Here is a 20,805-nt window from a genome sequence, read left to right as displayed (position 1 = left end):
ACATTTATCCTTATCTTGTCTTTTCTGTTACTAGTATATTTATAGAGAAGGACAAACTTACTGTGCCAGTTGTAGGATCAACGTCAACATCAGATTGTTCATATGAATATCCAAGTATGATCAAATCCGCATCTTTAAATGCTTGAGCTTTAGCAGAATCAAAAGCACTGATGATCTGATCGTATGTTACTGATGGTGCTGTATTGGTACTATCAGGATTAGGTGATACTAAGTACTGAATTGTACAATTAGCTACTTGTCTTTGTTTCCCGTATGTAATACTTTGCATATCAAAATTAAATGCAACTTCAGTGAATACATCAGCATCACGGGAAATAGTTAGATTCTTTTTGGCGTTAATCAACGTTTTCATTACTTGTCTAACTTTAGTTATGATTTGCATTAGTAGTTCTCCGCAAATGATTGTCCTTGTTCAGTGCGGTAGTAAACGTTAACCATTCCAGATAGGTCATCAACGATGTTGTAGACAACAAAGTTTTCACCTTCAATTATCAGTACTGAATTAATTGTTACTCCAGCAGTCACAATGTCTGCTTTTTTTGCACTTACATATGTTTCTTCACCTTCAATGAATCCACCACCACCCGTATCAATGGAAACGGGAATTACTTCTACAATTCCAGTAAAAGTAATTCCCGTAGAAGTTTCGATAGATTGACCAAAGGCATTTAGAAACACATTTAATTGTGATTCATTAAATGCCCTCATGGTTTTATCCTTATGCTAGTTTAACTACATAGAAAGCTTCATCGTGTGCTAGTGCATGGTCGATGTAAGCGAAGGTACGAAGTACGATACCTTGTGAAGCACGTAGAGTAGTATCATCACGGTCAACAGTTAGGCCGCCCCAGGAAGCTAGTACTACATTGCTAAAGTCACCGAATACGATTTGGCCTGCTGCTACTTGAGTAGATTCGATTACACGAACGGAATCACATAGCCAGGATTCAAAGCGGAAACCTTCAATCATGTATTTTGCTGCGGTGTTAGCACCAACTAGGGTAGAACGTAGGATAGCTGCGGTCGCTGGGTGTACGATTGCAACAACGTTATCGATACGTACATTCGCTGTTGCTAGTACTGCTAGAGCTTCTTGTACGTCTTCCTGAGTAGGAGCTGCGGTTAGAGTTGTACTAGGAGCTGCTACTACTACTTGATCCATAATTAGACGTTCAAGTTTAAGACCAGCACCACGAACCATTGCATCTTGTACGAAACGTTCTGCGGTATCTGCACTCTTAATTAGAGTACGTGTGATTGGTACGGAACCAGAGAAAGTCTGTGGTTTTAGAACTAGTTTTTCAAAGTTCGCATCAACTAGTGGTGAATCAGCATCTTCAACGATCATTGCGAACATTTGAGTAAAGTCGGTAGATAGCTTAGGTAGTACTAAATTACCTTCACCTTCTAAACCGGAATAAGTTTGAATTGGTAGTTGTGCAAAGATAGAGTTTGCACGAAGTACATCAATATAAGAATCAACATAAACTTCTTTAACCAAAGCACCACCAGTAGCCGGAGCAGTAGAGGTAGCACGTACTAATTGATTTACTGGAACCTCTAGACGGGAACCTTCAAATGGTTTACCTTCAGCGGCTGCACGAATTAGACCATTAATAATTGTTTTTTCCATTTTGTTTTCCTTAACTTGTGGATTTTTATTTGTATTTAGTTGACGTTTAAAATCAGAAACTGAAATTCCTTTTTCAATTGCCTCTGATACGTCAATGTTCATTACCTGACCAATGCTAGTTAATTCACGCTTACGTTCTTCTTCTTCACGCTTATCTTCTACTTCATCTGTCTCTTCACTATTTAGTGTTTCAGGTTCTATACCCTGTTGTAATTTCTTAAGTAGTTCTGGACGTTTAGAAACTAATTCTTCTAATTCACCATCACTTAGTTCAATGTTAGCCACACCACCATTTTCATCATTATCGACAATTAGAGCTTCCTTAATGTCGTATTCTTCATTATCAAGGCGGGTTTCTTCCATTCCCTGTTCTTCTTCCATGAGACGTTCCTCTTCAATAGTTTCATTACTACTATTTATGTTTTCGTCTTCATGGGCGGCTTCTAACTCTTCTTCTAATACATCACGAAGATTTTCATCAGAATCCATAGAGCGACCAATACCTACCGTTTCATCGGCTGGTACTGTTACAAGGGAAATTTCATATATTTCAAAGTTGGTAACGATAATATTGTTACCTTCCATACGATAATCGTAGATGTTATAGCCAATACTAATATGAGATAAGATTCCTTCCTGAATCATTTCCCACATGGTATTACCAAGACCTACTTTGCTTATCTGAAGAGTTGCACGACCTATACGATCAGAATCCATACGAGCATTAACAACTGCACCGAGTAATTTATCGCGGTCATGATTGAAAAGTACTGCACCTTTATTATTAAGACGGCGTAAATCTACGTTCTCTTCACCACATAGGAGGATTTCATAGTAGAGTTCATCATCGATAATACGGCTTACTGGTTGTTCTGAACAAAAGGCTACTTCTACTGTACGTTGTTCAGCATTAACTGCCTGTACTGGAATCGTTAGTTCCCTCTTCTGTTTGTTTAGTTTCAAATCCATTTGATTCTATTTCCTTATTATTTTCTTCCTTCTCTTTTGCTATCTCTTCCATAGTGATACGTGGATCACCGCCCATTTCACTGATGATTTGAGTTTTAGATTTAAGTCCTGCATCAAGTAGCATAATTTCAGCTTGAATATCCTTTGTAGGATCTAAACTGATTGGTTTAACTGGAATATAACGAGCACATACTAAATCGTCGAAATCAGAGAAAGAGAGATTAAGACTATTGTTATTTAGCATTTCGTTCTTCATCCATGCTAGATAGATTGGCTTTAGTACTTTACTAATAAGAGCATTAGTACGAGTACGGAATGTTGTAGCCTGTAGACGTTCTGCTAATTTGGCGGCACTAAATGAAGCATCGGCAGTACTACCCATTAGGGATTGCTTAGTAACGTTTAGACCCATACTGATTTGATTCATCAGTTCATCTGTAAACTCACCAATGCGATCAACACCACTTTGTGGATTTACAGTCTTAATGTCCTGATTCTTACCAAGTTCAAAGATGGCACCGGCTTCAAGGTATTCTGTATAGGTAGCAATTGAATCTTCTTCACCTGCCATTAAATCAACCTGGTCAGTTTCATTATTGTTATTAGTAATGAATGCTGTGGTACTCGCCGAAACACGTTTTGCAATCAATGTTGCTTCAGTGAAATTCTTCAGATCTTCCATAGTTTTTGCAGTACTGATCATATCCGGTACACCGCGTTCCTGCCCCATCGCATCAGCAATGAAGTAATGACATATTTCGCCAGCTGGAATTATTTCAAAACTAGTTGCATCGTAGGTATAGGTGATTGGATTGTAGATACAGAAGTAGTAATTAACAGGTTTATGGTACTGGTTAAATTCAATACCGTTACTGATATAGTTACCATTATCTAACCATTGGTTATTCAATTGTGTTAGTCGTGCTGCATCAATAATTTCAACTTTGATAGTACCGTTAACATTATGAATACGAATAAAGCATTCACCATCTGTTACCCGAACCTTTTCCACTGTTTGTTGAAAAAGATCGAGTGTCATTGAGCCGTCAATGCTAAAACGGTCTGCATCATATGCCCATCTGTCAAAAATCTTTTCAAGCTTCTGACTGAGTACATGGAGTTCATCGCTTTCCATGTTATCTAATGAAGGATTAGGTTTGATATAAACCCCTTCAGCACCAACAACACCATCGACACTAAGGTTCATGTACTTACGCCCAATCGGGGTTTTCATAACAGAATCACGGGATGCGTTACGCCATTCGCTTAGAAACCAACGGATGATGTTGTTTATGTTTGCTGAACCAGTACCAGACGTGAAACCAAAGCTAATTACTGGTGTACTCATACCCCGTACTGCTTGTAGGTCACGCTTTAAATTACTCTGGGGTGATTCAATGAAACGTTTTTTACTTGCCTGTGGTTTAACTACTGGTTTTTCTTCTTTTGGTTTTTTATTCCAGAACATTAGCGTGTACCCCATCTATTTGGATAGTTAGGATCACGAAACACCGTAACGCTCTTAAATGGTTTACCATTACCATTAACGGGTTGATCATTCATACTTGCCCATAAAGAATTTGCACGTTTGATATAACGGATACGCATATTCTCTAAGTTGGTTAGTGTTTCAGATACTAACGTTTTATTATTAATTGTTGTGCTGTATACGCCACCACCTGCGATTTTGACTGCAATCACTTCATCGATTTCTTTAATCAATTTAACTAACTGTGAATACTCTGTTGTGTATTTCTTAGGATCAATCAGTTCACTGACGAAGTTAGTATTAGTGCCTTTTGCATTATCAAAAAGAATACAGAATATCTTATCGTTTGCTCCAGTAATTGCGAATGTAATTAAAGTTGCTTCTTCTGTACTTGCAAAGTTATCAATAGAAGTACTATCCCCGGTAGAGAGATAGTTAACTACTAGTGTTGAATGTGGTGGCATACGTACATAAAAATCATATGGATTCATCGTCATATAGATTATTTCTGGTAAAATGTTTGCCATATTATCTCCTTATTTACCAAACCAATTACGTCCATGTGAAACTCTTTTAGGTCTATGTCGTTTTGCTGGTTCAGATGGTTTTGTTTCTGTATTATTTATCTCTACAGGTTGTGATTCTTCTTTAAGTACTGCTCTATACTCTCTTAACTTACGGAAAGGTTGATTAGTACCAAGTTTGCTCAAGGCATATTGAATGGCTATGATTGAGTAATTAAGACAATCAAGGGATTCATTACGTCTTTGACCTTGTTTAAGTCTCCAGACTAATTTACCACCAGAGGGTTTTAATTCTTCAGCCGATAGTTGTTCAAAGTAATCATGCGGTAAAGCACTACTAAAGAATAATTGAGTCGGTGCCAGTTCTGGATTATCACCTAGCATGTGATTTAACAGTTTACGAATGTTGTTCTTGCCTTCGTGAACGTTCAGTATCTGAAGTGCGTATCCTGCTTGTGTACTCTTCTTGAATAGGTCACTGGTAGTACTACTCGATCCCTTGATCGGATGGTACTTAGCCCAACGGCCTGTGAAGCGTTTTACTGTTTCTGTTGCGTTACCATTACTGGAGTCAACAAATACGGCTAGAGTTGGTATGTCACGGCCTGATGTGGTTTTAAACTGTTGCCTACAGAATCTATCAAGTTCATTCCAGGCTGGTGATTCTATCTTTGTTGTATCGTGTCCATAGAAGAACTCATGTGAGAGTACCCAAATGTTCTTTTCATCAAAACCAAGTACTGTTGCTTCAAGCCGATCTAGTTGTTGGTCAACACCAATAGCTATGCCTAATGTTTTTTCTGGTATTACATGAATGTTGAATGTGTCATCCCTTAGTTGTTCTAGTTGTAGAATATCTAGTTCTTTCTGATATTCGTCTTCCCATACTTCACCTAGTTCATTGTTATAGAACGTTTGCAGATTGAAGTTATAAAGACAGTCAGCATATACCTGTACCATCCCTTCAATAGTGTTTAAGGGCGAATACATACGGCTAATCTGATAGCCAACCACGCCTTTCTCACCTGATTGATTAGTTGCTTTCCACTTACCACCAGCTACCATCTGGTGACGTTTATGTTCGCTTATTTCTTCCTGACAATGAGGACATAATAATTTTGATGTAGTACTGTCTGGTATTGAACGACCGTTTTCTAATTGTTTATGTTTGAAAGTTACATGTTCCCATTCAAATGTGTATTCGTGACCGCAGTCATGAGTAACGAAGAAACGACGTTTATCACTTAGGTTGTATTCACTGTTGATTAAATCATTCTTGAATAGTGGAGTACTGGATACAACAACAAGACTGTCATCACCGAATGTACTTGTACGGGCTTCTGCAAGCTTGATCGGATTACCTTCTTCACCAATGTCTACGTTAGATACTTCGTCGAGTAGTACTACACGGCAGGTAACACCACGTAAGTTTCCTGGTGTGTTCAGGTTCATCCAGTAGATGAAAGTACCGTTCACCAGTTCAGTTTGTTTCGCGTTGTTCGCGGCGTTTTTGTCGTTCTTGTCGGTGACGAGAGTAGAGAGTACTGGTGAACCTTCGATGGCCGGGAGGAACTTGCCGTTCTTGAACTTCTTGATTTCATCGCCTGACGAGCTGGCAAAGGCAAAGTTACAGGGATCATTGTTCATAATCCCAAATGCGATAGATTGGAGTACGGTTGTTTTTAGGAGCTGGGAACAAGACTGGAGTACAATCTTTTTAGTACTTCTATCCTGAGCTATGTCAATTGGTTCACGTTGAAAATTGAATGGTATCCAGTCAAGACCCATTGCCGGACCATCAACCCATTTAACAACACCAGTATCTAGCCACTCACTCGTTTTCTGAATCTTCGGCGGTTGTATCGTCGGAAGGATCTTCTTCAGGAGGTTCGTTAATTTCTGTTTGTTCGTCTTCATTTATGATTTCCATATCTTCAGGTAGTTCGAATTCCATTTCGCCTAGCTGATATAAATTCTTGTCTATTTCTTCTTTCAATCGATCACGCATATCCTTAGCGTCATTCATTGCGAACAAATCTAGATATACTTTCGATGGTATTGCTCTAATACTGGTTTTAATTTTGAAGAGATAAGCAGTTATGACTTGTTCTAAGTATTCAGTACTAACTACAGTTTCTAATTGTTGTTGTAGTTCTAATTCTGCCATTTGACGTTCTGCCGTCAGCTTTTGTAATCTTTCCTGCTCTATCTTTTCTTTTACATCTGTATTGCGTAATGCGTCGATAATATTAGTACGTATCCAGTTATAGATTTCCGTTTCTGATTTAGTACAATCCAATCCCTTAGCAACCCATTCACGACTAATCACTGAAACATCAAAACCATATCGACGTGATAGTTCTGAATACGAAATTGTTAATTTAGACTTAGCCATGAATATTCCATTTGGTTATTATTGTTATGTATGATGTTTATTTTTGATATATGAATAAAATAAAACGGTGGCGAAAACTCGCTTTGCTCCGGGGCCGGGGGAGTACCTTGAAAAATTGAGAATATTTCTCATTAATTTAGTACTGAAATGTAGTTCAGATACCTCTTATATGTGAGTATCTAGTACTGACACGGTGCGATAGTCATTGACCGCCACACCGCCCATTGAATGCTCTGTAAGAAGTTCATGAAGCAGATCGTTCAGATACAATAAGTGTTTGCGTTCGCTACCCGTGAAACGTTCTAAGTCGCTAATGAGATACTTGTGCTTGCCGATCTTGAAGTACTGACCGTATTTTATTCTGATGTATTTATAGGAAATTATTATGCCATCGGGATATACGTGAACATGGTATTCACCGTGCTGTATGTTGATGGCTAGAATTGTTTCATTGCGGGATTCAGGTTCGTAACCAGTACTGCCTGAACTAGTGATATGAGTTGTGCCGTTGCGGTAGTGTTTGAAGATGTTCATGGAAATACCCCCATAGAGTGCCTATAGGGGTATTTAGGTCATTGTGTTATTAATCTATAAAATCTGCGAGTTTGCACTACAGCTACTATGAAGCACCCAATTATAAAACATATTTTGAGCATTGTATCATTACCATTAAGCCCCATAGCTATTGTGAATATAATATTAACTACGAGTAGTGTTACGTACCAATACAAAATGAAGTATATGAATGAAAAGATACGACAAAGAACAATACTACCCTTAATATCAAATAACTTAGCAGCAAGTGGTGTTATTGGTGAAAACAGCATTGCTATAAATCCAGGTAAAATAGTAAGCAGGGCAACAACACTGAACATTATGGGTAGTCTACCTACTGGAGGACTTTCATTATTCCATACGATAAGCACACCAGTTATGGCTGTTATTAACCCACCTAATAGTAACTGTCGCGTACCTTCGAACATTTGATTGATTGAATCTACTGTAATTTTCATAGCACCAGTCATCCCAAAGTAAAATCGGATGTGATGCTATCATATATGCCAGTTAGTTTCACATCACTCACAATCTGATGCAACGAAGATTCGTTTCGTCAGAGTATTAATCAAACGATATTCAAGTGTTTTATCTTTGATCACTCTCTCACGTTCAAAAATTAGTTCCTGGTTTCGAGAGGCTAGTACTATACCTTCTGCATTGTCGGCCTTGTACATGAGCACTGGAGAGTCAACGTTATATATGCTGACATTGATACTGAAACTGTTGCCATGATCAACTACTACGGCTTCATCCTCTATGGTGTCTTCATATACTGCGTGACCACCAACGATGTTGTATGTCGATAGATCACAATGTTTAACCCCTCTCTCATTTTCAGTAGGGTTGGCGGCGGCTTTCAGACGTGTCAGTTCAGTCTCATTCGAGTAAGCATTACTTGCAACAATAAATGTTAGCACTGCAATTATTTTATTGATCATTGTTCACACCTTATGCAGTTCATATGATGGTCCACGTCCCACCCACCCCAACTAACAAACCTACCCAATGTGGGGGGACGTGAATATGCAGTGTAAATGATTCATTATTTGGTGGTAAAGTACTAACACTGCACGTTTGCGTAGAAAACCACATGGAAATGAAGAAGCTCAATACCGCTCTGATCATCACGGTAATCGTTCTATTGATCGCCGCCATATTGGTACTCATCAAGATTTTGTTTTCTGACATGAAGGGTTTTGAATGGGGGAACGTTTCATCATGGGTTAGTGCATGTGGTACGTTGGGTACTTTGCTGATTGCCCTGATGGCATATCGAAAAGCCCCAGAGTGGATTAGTCAGAAGAAACACGATAGTGCCTTTGATATAGCAAAGAAAATAATAATTGAAGATCTTCCTGAGTTACAGGAATTGATTAGTACTGTATCTTCCCAGGCAAACAACCTAATATGGCAGTTTGACCTAATAAGTAATGATCCTAAAGATTTTATAACTCTCAATAATTGCACTCAGGCTTTAGCAATTTTTCATCCCCCTCAAATATCACCACGTACTTTCCGAAAGGATCTAAAAAAACTTAGAAAACTGGGATGGCGTATGAATCAGGATGCTCATCAAGAATTAGAAAAAATGAAACAATCATATATAAAAATACATAGAGCAAATGCAATGCTTTGGAATATATTGAAGAATCATGTCACTAATGAAAGTCATTCAACTAAGTCTATAAAAGAACGTACCTTAGATCTAATAAGTAGGGTCACAAAACATGAGGACGATTTCGAACAAGCATACGAAGAATTTGATAGATTACACTCAAGTTTCGATCAATACTTCGCTAAATGACTAATTTACCATCAACTTCAATTTATAGGTTTTAATATGTTAATAACAATGAACATTGAATACTTTGAGACTCTATTAGGAAGAGTACGCAATCAACATGGTTATATAGATGCAAGTCCCTCGGAAGTTAATAAGATTCATAGTGCATTTGAAAAAGCCCATGATATTCGCAAGTTTGAAATTGGTTTGTACTGGCAGCGTTCAGCTTACCTGTGGGGTTTTATTTCTGTACTGACAGCAGTATGTGCCTATTGTTTCACTAAACTTTTAGACCCGATTTCATATAACCAAAAGGCAATCATTGCTTTTATTTCACTTGTTACATCGCTTGTTGGGGTAGTATTTTCCGACATGTGGGTAAAGCTTTCTTCATCATCTAAGTACTGGCAGGAGAATTGGGAGTACCATATAAACATATTGGAGGATTACATATCTGGAAACCTACACAAGATACATTTTCACAATAATTCAAAACCATATAAACGATATTCAATACATGATATTTTCAATACAATAATTCGTAGGGTAAGTGTTATCTGGTGGTTCACTTCAATTATTTCATTCTTTACATTTATAAATTCCATAGCTCAGGGAAAAATAACAGAACGTATAATCAAAACCACAGAAATGTCCCAAGAGCTTTTTCTTGCTGCATACATTTTATTGTTGGCGGCAATATTTGTCGCACTAGCACTATTTTATATGTCTAAAGAAAAGCAATTGAAGATTAAAGATAAAAAGGAAATAGTTGATGACAGCTCCCTCACTTTCACATGTGACGATTTTACTTGCACGAAGGACATGGAGCAATAATGTACAACAAAATAGTAAAAGCATTAGTTGTGTTGATGATTGTACTCGTCATTATCACATTTACCAACATCATTCATTTTCAATTGAAGGGTTCCAATATGGAAATAGGAGCATGGAGTGATTGGGTTAGTGCGGCATGTAATTTAGTTATTGCAGGCACGGCATTATATGCCGCATACAGTGCTAAAAACTGGATTAGAGGACAGCATAATGCTACTGCATATACGAAAGTAAATGAAATAATGAGCGAGTATGATAAAATCACTCATATATTAATTAAAATGTTTCCAAAGGCAACAACAACCCTTCCAAATGATTCAGGGTTCACTGAACTGCGAATGGCTAACGAAATTAATGCGTATATGTGTATCGATGTAATTTCACGGCTCGAATCTCTCAACAGATGGCGTGTAAACTACGCTCCTGAAGTACATGATAAGTTCGAAGAACTGCTAGAATTCTGTAACACTTCCTACTATCTATTTGCTGCCGTAATAACGAAGGATTACGATTTGATAGCTGATGGCCAAGCAAAATTGAAATTAGCAATTGATAAGATTAATAAGAACAAAGAATTTTTTCAAAAAGATATACAAGAGCTATTCAGTTTTCCAAAATAATTAATTTAGACCATAACTGCCTGTCTCCTTCGCTGGAAACAGGTTGTTATGCCCTCAAGCTCTCACGTAGTTAGGCGGCTGTTTTTTGCTCAGTCTTAGCTGATAGCTGTTCTTTCAACTTCTCGATCTGTGGATGGATGAAGTTTGAGAAGTCCAGTTTACGGAAACGCAAGCCAGTGCGACTAAGGGCTTTGATTGGTAGTACTCTTACATTCTTACCCTGAATGCTTCGCGTCTTGCTCTTTGCCAGGAGGATGTACTTGCTTAGAATTTCCTTCACGGCTTTACTGGATTTGGCCTGTAACTCGCACACATGAGGATCTCTTTTATTAAGATCATTAGTACTGTAAGTGTGCGACTTGACTATTAATGAACCCCATGAACGACTTGAAAGCATCCGTTGGGCGTCACTGTTGAAGTACTCATCCAGTACCTTCTGAATGATTCCATCTGCGATGTGTTGCGATTCATGACTCTGTAGTTCAGTACGCCCCCCCACTTCAGAAATTACTAGCTCACGGATCGTGTTACCAGTCTGTACAAAATCTGCGTCTTCGTGTGCCTTAGCAAAGAATTGTTCGTCTTCGATGTAGCCCTCAATAGCTGCTGTGACATCATCCTTTTCAAGACCCTTAGCACATAGTTTAATGACACTTCCGTATGTCGCCGTGTAGAGTTCATGAGCGGTTGATTCGTCTTCAATGGTGTTAGCCTCAATGTCACTAATCAACGCCTCCAGAAGCATCTCACGCTCTTTCTTACGGGCTTCAGTAATGATGCGTTTATCTTCCTTGATGTCATCTGCTACAAGTTCATCACCATCAACCATTAGTGGATAGAGGACATTGAAACCAAACACACTTAGACGAGCACTGAAATGTGAGAAGTCGTTCCTGCTCTGTTCTGCTCTATGCTGTGCGTATTCATAGTCAACACCCGTATACGAAACACAAAAACGGCCATCATGGAAATACACAAGATCACGGGCCATATCCCCGATAAACTGGCGAATGAAACTACGTTTGAGTACATCATTACTAATACCCTCATAAAGCCCCTGTAACGACTCACAGAGTGTTGTAGCTTCATGTAGTACAACATTGCGTTCATAGTCTTCAAGTAGCTCTACGGGCTTCCTGTCAATGAAGTACCATACATTTTTAGTACTGCTCACGTTACGAAATCTGTTACAGAACTGTTCGATTCGCTCCGGTACAAGATCACCCCAAATTACAATGTCAACGTCCGATAGTTCATCTTCGATTGATAACCCTTCAACGATACTATTAGTACCAATGATAACGTCATGATCATTCATACGACGGCCCTTGAACAATTGCTGTACTTCTGGTGTGTTCTTGACATCAGCATTGACTACAAGACTTTTACAGCTAATGCGTCTGGACACTACTTCGCATAGGTCTTTGTTGTTCATCAGTACTATCGTTTTGTTAGTAAGACTATTGATATGATCAATCACTACTTCATCTTTCTTAGTACAGAACACACTTCGAATATTTTTGACTGCTTTTGATGGTTTGTGAACACGATAAACCTTATTGAATTGAATACTACTAAAGTTATCTGCCTCAACTGTACCACTCATTAGTATTGTAGATTTGAAGTACTTGAAGCTATCAATCAAACGATTAATCAACTTTGACTTATAACCATAGTCTTCAAATAGACCATGACATTCATCAACTACTAACGTTAGTTTTGCGAACTTTGTTTTGTCTTTTTCACGAATGATTGTCTCAATCTGGTTCCACGTCCCAACACCTGAGCCACTAAGCTTGTTATCATCAGTGAATGAGTTAACGATACTGGTCAATGGTGCTACAAACAGGTATCCACGCTTCGTACCAGTACATACACCATTTTCATCATAATCCATGAACTGTGTCGATTTACCAGTACCTACATCCGAGATTAGAAGATTGTTACCAGTACTGAAATCCATAAGATCAAACATATCGCTAAGATATTCATCCTGAGCAAGACGATATTCACCGTCATATATGGATGCCTCCATAACCTCCACAGGACGCACTATGCGTCGTTCAATAGCAGGGATACGTGTACCCTTTGCTACGTGCTTATAGAGTCCTTCTACGTGTGCGTAGAGCGGATTAGCACCACTTACAAGTACATTGTTTGGTGTGGTAAATCCTGGGGACGATACGGCATCCAGTACTTGTACCGCATCAAAATCATTCATACCAATGTGTTTCAAACGCTGGGCTAATAGACGGCGGTCCTCATATCCAAGACTATTCGCCTGGTGAGAAACAATTGCCGCTGCCAGTTCTTGAAACTCCGCATCTGTGAACTGGGTTTCATCGAACACAACGTTCTTCGTGACCAGTTCAAGGCTCTGTGTCTCAACATAAGGTAGGTCTTCGGGATTCTGATAATCGAACCACTGTCCGGTGTGGTGTTCCGCAATGAACTGATCCGCAAATGCCGTATTAAGCACTGGCAAGTACTGAATCTGTATTCCTTTTTTGAAACACTCGTCACTGTAGGAGAAACGTTCACTGAGACTGGTATTGAATCGCTTCCAATCACTGGCAGGCATTGGGGCGTTCAAGGGCATAATCACGCGAAAACGATCACCAGCTTTCAGGCCACTACCACCGCTACTATACATAACGTATTCGTACTTGCTCAAAGCATCACGAACATCCTGATAGGTAGCACCATCATCAATGTCCAGTACAATGGCATGGAACGCGATCACGTTGTCGGCTGTGCGACTGGTGTTAGGCTTCATTTCTGCCATAACAATGGCATCAAACTGTTCTTTTGCTTTTTGGTATGTGTCTTTGTCTGTAGCTGTAAAACTGTGCCAAGTAGACTTATCTGTGATCAGATCTACTACGTCTGACCATTCTCCTGATAAGTGACTAACACCGCCTTTAGTACTACTAAATCTGTTTTTATAGTGTGTATACTTCATACTAATTCCTTTTAGTTTTCTGGCATTCCTTGCCATTGAGTTATTTACTTTGAATGATAAAATCCTTTAGTAGTTGTTCAAGTACCTTACAATTGATACCTTTGTACATGTGTAGGTACTCTGGTTCTGAGCGTACTAACTTCCGAAAACCATCATAGAAGCACCGACTCATAAGTAAACCTGTCCATTCCTGACCTTCGTTAGCACCCATCAGGTTAAAACGAATATCATATTCACCATCTATCACATCATAGTGATACCCTACATCCGTGAACGCATAACGCCCCACTACTAAACTATCTTCATGTATTACAACATTCATTTTCTTTCTCCTAAGATTGCGTACTGTTGAACAAGGTAAATCAACGCCCCACTCTGTGAGCGTGCCTTACCTTCAGATACTAACTTTTGTAGTACTAACAAGTGTTCGTCTGATACCCGAACATTAATCTGTTTATCTTTATTCATTTGCTTCTTCCTTTTTAATGCTATACAATTCCCTCTTTCTCCCGACGAGAAAAAGCCCCAATGTCACATGGGGTACTTTTATATCAGGAGAGTTAATAATCGTATACGTGATTACTACCTATATTATACCGTAGAAAATCCGCTCGTTTCATTTATTTATCAAAATTCTTTGAGTTATCTTAGATATGATAACTGCGAAGAGTACTAACGCTAAAAACAAACAATATCCTACTATCAGATACTGGATTGCTCCAGAAACCAGAATGAACATACCTAACAATAGTAGTACTAACTCAACAAACCAAACCATCATGATATTTCCTTTTTAACTTACCATGATTATATTTAGTAGAGTAGTCATTAAAAACGGCAATAACCGATAGAGGATATTGGGATTATAGCACAAAATACTTTATCATTTCACAAAAGCACTAAGAAAGTAAGTACTAAAAACATAAGTTGATTTTAGTACTTACTTCCATCGACATTCAGAAAACTTCTAGTAAAAACACCATGTAACTAATCGAACCATTCAATCTGATCTTCATTTATTCCTGGATCAATACATTCTTTACTCAAGAAACCGATGTAACCTTGTATTTTATCTGAATATGGTTCTTCCCCTTTTCTCAGTTTTAGAGACCATAAAGACGTACTAATAGTTACCTCTGCGATGAAAACCACACCCATATCATCAGAAACTGAGTAAATACGTTCTTTTCCTTTTTCTTCAACTACCGCTTCAAAGATTACTTCACTTCTTTGACGTTTGTTATTGATAACTAGTATATGTGAATTAACATTATTGAAGTACTGTAGTTTCACTAAAATATTTTGGCCATACACCCAGTACTTAACTTCTTTAAGTACTAAACGTAATTCCTTTCGTACTTTTGCACGTAACTCAACATTCATAGGGTCAAGTACTGCTTCCATATCGAAATCTAGTTTTGGTATCTCTCTAACTTCCATCAACTGAGCTAGTTCACTTTCAACTTCGTCAATACGGTCCTGTACACCAGTCAGCCCCTCAGTATGTTGATACTGAATCCTTAACCCTTTAGCTTTACGTTCTTCAATCATCTGAGTAAAACGTACTTCTTCAGTACGTAGTTCAGATAGTTCCTCTCGCAGTACATCAATTGGTGATGTGTCGTTGCCAGTACTCTCCAACATGAGTTTTTGAAAGTCTACATTCCTTACGGTTTCTAGAATATTTTTTTCAATCTTCAAGTACTGAATTGATTTTGAATCACAAGATTTCTTTTCTTCGCGATTACGACAAATCACATACTTTGTTCTTACATGGTTGTAATGAATAGCAATGTTACCGCCACAAAAACCACATTTGAGAATCTTCGGAAACAAGTTTGTAATAAAGTCATCTTGAGCAATTGATATATCTTTTCGGATGCGATTGGCTACGCCATTCAAAGATAACTTTTGGTTTACTCGTTCAAAAGTCAAATTATCAATAATCTTCTCTTGGACAACCTTCTTATCACGCAGTACTCGCAATACATTAACAGTACTCCAACCTGCTTCTAGATCCTTAACGATAGCACCAGTACCCGTTCCTTCTTCATACAGTCGAAAAATCTTGCGGACGATTTCAGGCTCAAGTAGTAGATCTTCGCGTGGTTTCTTCTTCTCCATTCCTACACGATTCATCATGCGGTTTGCGGTTAAAAATAATTCTTCATCAATCACCACGGGGTAGACGCCAGCAAATACATCACCGTTTTCACGTTTATGCTCACCTAAGAGACGACGATCACGAACCCATGCCGATACAGTCACCATCTGAAGTTTATGTTCTTTGTGATGTTTTACAATCTCACCAGTGCTCATACCATTAGCATACATACGAAAACATGAACGAATCAGCTCTACCTTTTCTTCATTGATGCCATACTTACCATTATCATTTTTCAACCATACGGGCATACGACTTGAAATTACGTCCCCCGACCTAATGGCCTCTGTAATCTTTCTTTCCCACGCCGCCCTCGCTCGTAACGATTTCATGAGAGACTCATTGTGTGACCGCATTTGGATCAGTTCCATAATAAGCTTTGAATGAGCGTCATCTTTACGTAATACAGTACTGGCAGAAATATCGTGAACCTCAACCCCACTATTCACAATGAACCGTATCGTATCTTCTGACCAACTGGATCGGCGACTGATACGGTCAAGTGACATAACGATAAGTGCGTCGCCTTGGCCGTACTTGCGATTCTGCACATCTTGTAAAAAAACTCCGAGTTGTGACTCTGGCGAGATATTAGAATTTCTAAACGCCGACAACCCCATATCCTGAATGAAAATCCTTTCAGGGCTGAATTTATCAGAGTTATTATCTAAATACGCTTCCAAAGAAGATCTCTGGTCATCAAGACCACCACCTGCCGAAACTTGCTGTAACGAGGAAACACGTTCATAACAAATAGGACGCAGCATACTTTTTATCCCGTTGAAGAACTACGCTAAAAGTACTGTTTTCATATGTTCCCAGAGTATACAAAAGGACGGCATGCCATGAATATATTCGATCACTATCGCCAGCGCTATGAAGCTGCCAAGGACGAAGAGTTCACACTGCAGGAGTTTCTTACCATTTGTCGGCAAGATCGCAGTGCCTATGCTAACGCGGCAGAACGGCTATTGACGGCCATCGGTGACCCAGTGATGGTGGATACTGCCCTGGAGCCACGGCTTTCCCGTCTCTTTTCCAACCGGGTCATCGCACGGTACCCGGCATTTGAAGAGTTCTACGGCATGGAGGAAGCCATTGAGCAGATTGTTTCCTATCTGAAACATGCGGCTCAGGGGCTGGAAGAGAAGAAACAGATCCTCTATTTGTTGGGCCCGGTGGGCGGCGGTAAGTCATCCCTGGCCGAACGGCTGAAATCGCTGATGCAGCGGGTGCCGATTTACGCCCTGAGCGCCAACGGCGAGCGCAGCCCGGTTAACGATCATCCCCTGTGTCTGTTTAACCCGCAGGAAGATGCGCAGATTCTGGATAAAGAGTACGGCATCCCGCGTCGCTATCTCGGCACCATTATGTCGCCGTGGGCGGCCAAGCGCCTGCATGAGTTTGGCGGCGATATTACTAAATTCCGGGTCGTCAAAGTCTGGCCGTCGATTCTGGAACAGATTGCCATCGCCAAGACGGAACCGGGCGATGAGAATAACCAGGATATCTCGGCCCTGGTCGGGAAAGTGGATATCCGTAAGCTGGAGCACCATGCCCAGAACGACCCGGATGCTTACGGCTACTCCGGTGCCCTGTGTCGCGCCAACCAGGGTGTGATGGAGTTCGTGGAGATGTTTAAGGCACCGATTAAGGTGCTGCACCCGTTGCTGACCGCCACCCAGGAGGGGAACTATAACGGTACAGAGGGGATCTCTGCCCTGCCCTTTAACGGCATTATCCTCGCCCACTCGAATGAATCCGAATGGGTGACCTTCCGTAATAACAAAAACAATGAGGCGTTCCTCGACCGCGTTTATATCGTCAAGGTGCCTTATTGCCTGCGGATTTCCGAAGAGATCAAGATTTACGAGAAGCTGCTGGACCACAGCGAGCTGACCCACGCCCCCTGCGCGCCCGGCACGCTGGAAACGCTGTCGCGCTTCTCTATTCTGTCGCGACTGAAAGAACCGGAAAACTCCAGCATTTACTCGAAAATGCGCGTCTACGACGGCGAGAGCCTGAAGGACACCGATCCGAAAGCGAAATCCTATCAGGAGTATCGCGACTATGCGGGCGTGGATGAAGGGATGAACGGTCTGTCGACACGTTTTGCCTTCAAAATTCTTTCCCGCGTGTTTAACTTCGACCACGCAGAGGTCGCCGCTAACCCGGTGCATCTGTTCTACGTCCTCGAGCAGCAAATCGAGCGCGAGCAGTTCCCGCAGGAGCAAGCCGAGCGCTATGTTGAGTTTCTGAAAGGCTACCTGATCCCGAAATACGCCGAGTTTATTGGCAAAGAGATTCAGACCGCCTATCTGGAATCCTACTCCGAATACGGCCAGAACATTTTCGACCGGTACGTCACCTATGCCGATTTCTGGATCCAGGATCAGGAGTATCGCGACCCGGATACCGGCCAGCTCTTCGACCGCGAGTCGCTGAACGCGGAGCTGGAGAAAATTGAAAAACCGGCGGGTATCAGCAACCCGAAAGATTTCCGTAATGAGATCGTCAACTTCGTCCTGCGTGCCAGAGCCAATCACAATGGACGTAACCCGAACTGGACCAGCTATGAAAAACTGCGCACGGTTATCGAGAAGAAAATGTTCTCCAATACCGAGGAGCTGCTGCCGGTCATTTCGTTTAATGCCAAGACCTCAACCGATGAACAGAAAAAACACGACGACTTTGTCGACCGTATGATGGAGAAAGGCTATACCCGCAAACAGGTCCGATTGTTATGCGAATGGTATCTGCGCGTACGGAAATCATCATAACAACAGTATCTGCAGCCCCGGCTTGCCGGGGCCTGAATGATGACGACAACGTACGGAGGGGCCTATGACCTGGTTCATTGACCGACGACTTAACGGCAAAAACAAAAGCACGGTGAACCGCCAGCGCTTCCTGCGCCGTTATAAAGCGCAAATTAAGCAGTCGATTTCCGAGGCGATCAATAAGCGCTCGGTCACCGACGTCAGCAGCGGCGAATCCGTCTCCATTCCGACGGAAGACATTAACGAACCGATGTTCCATCAGGGGCGCGGTGGCCTGCGCCATCGCGTGCATCCGGGTAACGACCACTTTGTGCAAAACGACCGTATCGAACGGCCTCAGGGCGGCGGTGGCGGATCGGGAAGCGGTCAGGGACAGGCCAGTCAGGACGGTGAAGGTCAGGATGAGTTTGTCTTCCAGATCTCGAAGGATGAGTACCTTGACCTGCTGTTTGAAGATCTTGCGCTGCCCAATCTGCGCAAAAATCAGCATCGGCAGCTGACGGAGTACAAAACCCATCGTGCGGGCTATACCGCCAACGGGGTGCCGGCCAATATCAGCGTGGTGCGCTCGCTGCAAAATTCGCTGGCGCGGCGTACCGCCATGACCGCCGGTAAGCGCCGGGAACTTCGTGCGCTGGAGGACAATCTTGATGAGGTTGCCCGCAGCGAACCGGCTCAGCTGCTGGAAGAGGAACGGCTGCGTAAGGAGATTGCGGAACTGCGGGCGAAGATTGACCGGGTGCCCTTTATCGACACCTTTGATTTACGCTTTAAGAACTACGAAAAACGCCCGGAGCCGTCGAGCCAGGCGGTCATGTTCTGCCTGATGGACGTCTCAGGCTCGATGGACCAGGCCACCAAGGATATGGCTAAACGCTTTTATATCCTGCTGTATCTGTTTCTCAGCCGGACCTATAAAAATGTGGATGTGGTCTATATTCGCCATCACACTCAGGCCAAAGAGGTCGATGAGCATGAGTTCTTCTACTCTCAGGAAACCGGCGGGACGATTGTCTCCAGCGCCCTGAAGCTGATGGATGAGGTCGTGAAGGAGCGCTACGATCCCGCCCAGTGGAACATCTACGCAGCCCAGGCATCGGACGGCGATAACTGGGCCGACGACTCCCCGCTGTGTCACGAACTGCTGGCGAAAAAGATCCTGCCGGTCGTGCGTTACTACAGCTATATCGAAATCACCCGCCGCGCCCATCAGACCCTGTGGCGTGAATATGAAAACCTGCAGGCCACCTTCGAGAACTTCGCTATGCAGCATATTCGCGATCAGGATGATATCTACCCGGTGTTCCGCGAGCTGTTCCAGAAACAGAGCACCACCACCAGCTAAGCCTGACCTCAGCCTGCCTCTTTTCGCTGGCTGAGGTTTATTTCCCTTTTCCTCCCGACCGGATTACCCTTAGCGCTTTTGAGAACGGAGGCGCTATGTCAGAAATCGTTACCCGCAATGTCCATCAGCATCTTTTAGCCCTGCTCGACCAGCACCAGGCCCGCTACCGGGTGGTGGAACATGAGGCGGTGGGCAAGTGTGAAGCGGTATCCCTGCTGCGCGGTACGGCACTGGGTCAGGGCGCGAAGGCACTGGTCTGTAAGGTGAAAGGGAACGGGATTAACCAGCATGTGCTGGCCGTGCTTCCTGCCGACCAGCAGGCCGATTTATCGCGGCTGGCGCAGCATATCGGCGGTCTGAAGGCATCCCTGGCGAGCCCGGTCGAAGTGGACCAGCTTACCGCCTGCGTGTTTGGGGCGATCCCTCCCTTCAGCTTTCATCCGGCACTGCGGCTTGTTGTCGACCCGCTGCTGTTCACCCGTTTTGACGAGATCGCCTTTAATGCCGGTCTGCTGGAGAAATCGGTGATCCTGCATCGCGATGACTATCTGCGTATCGCCCAGCCGGAACAGGCACGCTTTCGCCGCTAGTCGTTGCGTTCCAGCAGCATAATCGACAGAACAATCGCCATTGCGATGGTGAAGAAACTGCCGGTGATAATCGTGGTTTCAATAAGCATCGGGTCGTTCATGGTAAAGCACTCTGTCAGGAAGATACCTCAGCAATAA

At 41.9% G+C, this 20,805-nt stretch carries 21 protein-coding genes; 6 read left to right on the top strand and 15 right to left on the bottom strand.

The genetic code is table 11. The annotated features are described in order from the left end of the window. Nucleotides 1–10: 10 nt before the first annotated feature. From EDF81_RS00380 to EDF81_RS00340, 10 genes are all read right to left on the bottom strand, one after another. A complete protein-coding gene (locus EDF81_RS00380) occupies nt 11–403 on the bottom strand; it encodes a hypothetical protein (protein WP_123345235.1) in 393 nt (130 codons plus the stop codon). Then, nucleotides 403–729: a hypothetical protein gene (locus EDF81_RS00375; RefSeq protein ID WP_123345233.1), complete on the bottom strand. Its 327-nt coding sequence runs from the start codon at nt 727–729 to the stop codon at nt 403–405. Before EDF81_RS00375 ends, EDF81_RS00380 begins: the two co-directional genes overlap by 1 nt. Nucleotides 730–739: 10 nt before the next feature. Next, on the bottom strand, nt 740–2,623 hold the full coding sequence (locus EDF81_RS00370; protein WP_123345231.1) for a phage major capsid protein: 1,884 nt from the start codon (nt 2,621–2,623) through the stop codon (nt 740–742). Beyond that, a complete protein-coding gene (locus tag EDF81_RS00365; RefSeq protein WP_123345229.1) occupies nt 2,565–4,091 on the bottom strand; it encodes a phage portal protein in 1,527 nt (508 codons plus the stop codon). The genes EDF81_RS00370 and EDF81_RS00365 overlap by 59 nt, the downstream gene beginning before the upstream one ends. Then, nucleotides 4,091–4,639, bottom strand: a complete 549-nt coding sequence (locus tag EDF81_RS00360; RefSeq protein WP_123345228.1) for a hypothetical protein — start codon at nt 4,637–4,639, stop codon at nt 4,091–4,093. Before EDF81_RS00360 ends, EDF81_RS00365 begins: the two co-directional genes overlap by 1 nt. A gap of 9 nt (nt 4,640–4,648) precedes the next feature. Continuing rightward, a complete protein-coding gene (locus tag EDF81_RS00355) occupies nt 4,649–6,553 on the bottom strand; it encodes a terminase gpA endonuclease subunit (RefSeq protein WP_123345226.1) in 1,905 nt (634 codons plus the stop codon). Next, nucleotides 6,468–7,031, bottom strand: coding sequence for a hypothetical protein (locus EDF81_RS00350; RefSeq protein ID WP_260232623.1), 564 nt, complete (start codon nt 7,029–7,031; stop codon nt 6,468–6,470). Before EDF81_RS00350 ends, EDF81_RS00355 begins: the two co-directional genes overlap by 86 nt. 165 nt (nt 7,032–7,196) lie before the next feature. After that, entirely contained in the window at nt 7,197–7,565 is a 369-nt protein-coding gene (locus EDF81_RS00345) for a hypothetical protein (RefSeq protein WP_123345225.1), read from the bottom strand. Between the two features lie 38 nt (nt 7,566–7,603). Continuing rightward, nucleotides 7,604–8,044 (bottom strand): hypothetical protein, encoded by a 441-nt coding sequence (locus EDF81_RS23835; protein ID WP_148049887.1) that lies wholly within the window; start codon nt 8,042–8,044, stop codon nt 7,604–7,606. Between the two features lie 63 nt (nt 8,045–8,107). Next, the gene (locus EDF81_RS00340) at nt 8,108–8,527 is read right to left on the bottom strand and encodes a hypothetical protein (protein ID WP_123345223.1); all 420 of its coding nucleotides are present in this window, start codon (nt 8,525–8,527) and stop codon (nt 8,108–8,110) included. A gap of 152 nt (nt 8,528–8,679) precedes the next feature. Here EDF81_RS00340 and EDF81_RS00335 point away from each other — a divergent pair, with 152 nt between their 5' ends. Genes EDF81_RS00335 through EDF81_RS00325 form a run of 3 tightly spaced genes read left to right on the top strand, consistent with a single transcriptional unit; the run spans nt 8,680 to nt 10,826 of the window. After that, nucleotides 8,680–9,393, top strand: a complete 714-nt coding sequence (locus EDF81_RS00335; protein ID WP_148049886.1) for a hypothetical protein — start codon at nt 8,680–8,682, stop codon at nt 9,391–9,393. 48 nt (nt 9,394–9,441) lie between these two features. Beyond that, nucleotides 9,442–10,206, top strand: coding sequence for a hypothetical protein (locus tag EDF81_RS23830; protein ID WP_148049885.1), 765 nt, complete (start codon nt 9,442–9,444; stop codon nt 10,204–10,206). After that, complete coding sequence (locus tag EDF81_RS00325) at nt 10,206–10,826, top strand: hypothetical protein (RefSeq protein ID WP_123345218.1); 621 nt, start codon at nt 10,206–10,208, stop codon at nt 10,824–10,826. Before EDF81_RS23830 ends, EDF81_RS00325 begins: the two co-directional genes overlap by 1 nt. Nucleotides 10,827–10,896: 70 nt before the next feature. Here EDF81_RS00325 and EDF81_RS00320 read toward each other — a convergent pair whose 3' ends face one another. The 4 genes from EDF81_RS00320 to EDF81_RS00310 all read right to left on the bottom strand — a co-directional run bounded on the left by EDF81_RS00320 (nt 10,897) and on the right by EDF81_RS00310 (nt 16,719). Next, entirely contained in the window at nt 10,897–13,788 is a 2,892-nt protein-coding gene (locus EDF81_RS00320; protein ID WP_123345216.1) for a DEAD/DEAH box helicase family protein, read from the bottom strand. Between the two features lie 40 nt (nt 13,789–13,828). After that, entirely contained in the window at nt 13,829–14,110 is a 282-nt protein-coding gene (locus tag EDF81_RS00315) for a hypothetical protein (protein ID WP_123345214.1), read from the bottom strand. Next, nucleotides 14,107–14,256, bottom strand: a complete 150-nt coding sequence (locus EDF81_RS23990; protein WP_184999435.1) for a hypothetical protein — start codon at nt 14,254–14,256, stop codon at nt 14,107–14,109. The genes EDF81_RS00315 and EDF81_RS23990 overlap by 4 nt, the downstream gene beginning before the upstream one ends. A gap of 519 nt (nt 14,257–14,775) precedes the next feature. Then, the gene (locus EDF81_RS00310; protein WP_123345212.1) at nt 14,776–16,719 is read right to left on the bottom strand and encodes a recombinase family protein; all 1,944 of its coding nucleotides are present in this window, start codon (nt 16,717–16,719) and stop codon (nt 14,776–14,778) included. Between the two features lie 78 nt (nt 16,720–16,797). On the opposite strand from EDF81_RS00310, the gene yeaG reads away from it, so the two are divergent. The 3 genes from yeaG to EDF81_RS00295 all read left to right on the top strand — a co-directional run bounded on the left by yeaG (nt 16,798) and on the right by EDF81_RS00295 (nt 20,667). Further along, on the top strand, nt 16,798–18,732 hold the full coding sequence (yeaG, locus tag EDF81_RS00305) for a protein kinase YeaG (protein WP_123345210.1): 1,935 nt from the start codon (nt 16,798–16,800) through the stop codon (nt 18,730–18,732). A gap of 64 nt (nt 18,733–18,796) precedes the next feature. After that, nucleotides 18,797–20,077: a YeaH/YhbH family protein gene (locus EDF81_RS00300; RefSeq protein WP_123345209.1), complete on the top strand. Its 1,281-nt coding sequence runs from the start codon at nt 18,797–18,799 to the stop codon at nt 20,075–20,077. Nucleotides 20,078–20,172: 95 nt separating this feature from the next. Beyond that, nucleotides 20,173–20,667 carry a YbaK/prolyl-tRNA synthetase associated domain-containing protein gene (locus EDF81_RS00295; protein WP_123345207.1) on the top strand — a complete coding sequence of 165 codons (495 nt, stop codon included), beginning with the start codon at nt 20,173–20,175 and terminating at the stop codon, nt 20,665–20,667. Here EDF81_RS00295 and yoaI read toward each other — a convergent pair. Continuing rightward, on the bottom strand, nt 20,664–20,756 hold the full coding sequence (gene yoaI / locus EDF81_RS24170; RefSeq protein ID WP_404851434.1) for a small membrane protein YoaI: 93 nt from the start codon (nt 20,754–20,756) through the stop codon (nt 20,664–20,666). The genes EDF81_RS00295 and yoaI overlap by 4 nt on opposite strands. Nucleotides 20,757–20,805 lie beyond the last annotated feature (49 nt).

Source organism: Enterobacter sp. BIGb0383 (assembly GCF_003751845.1).
Taxonomy (GTDB): Bacteria; Pseudomonadota; Gammaproteobacteria; order Enterobacterales; family Enterobacteriaceae; genus BIGb0383.
The sequence above is the reverse complement of the archived record's forward strand: the minus strand, read 5'-3'. Positions and strand labels throughout refer to the sequence as shown.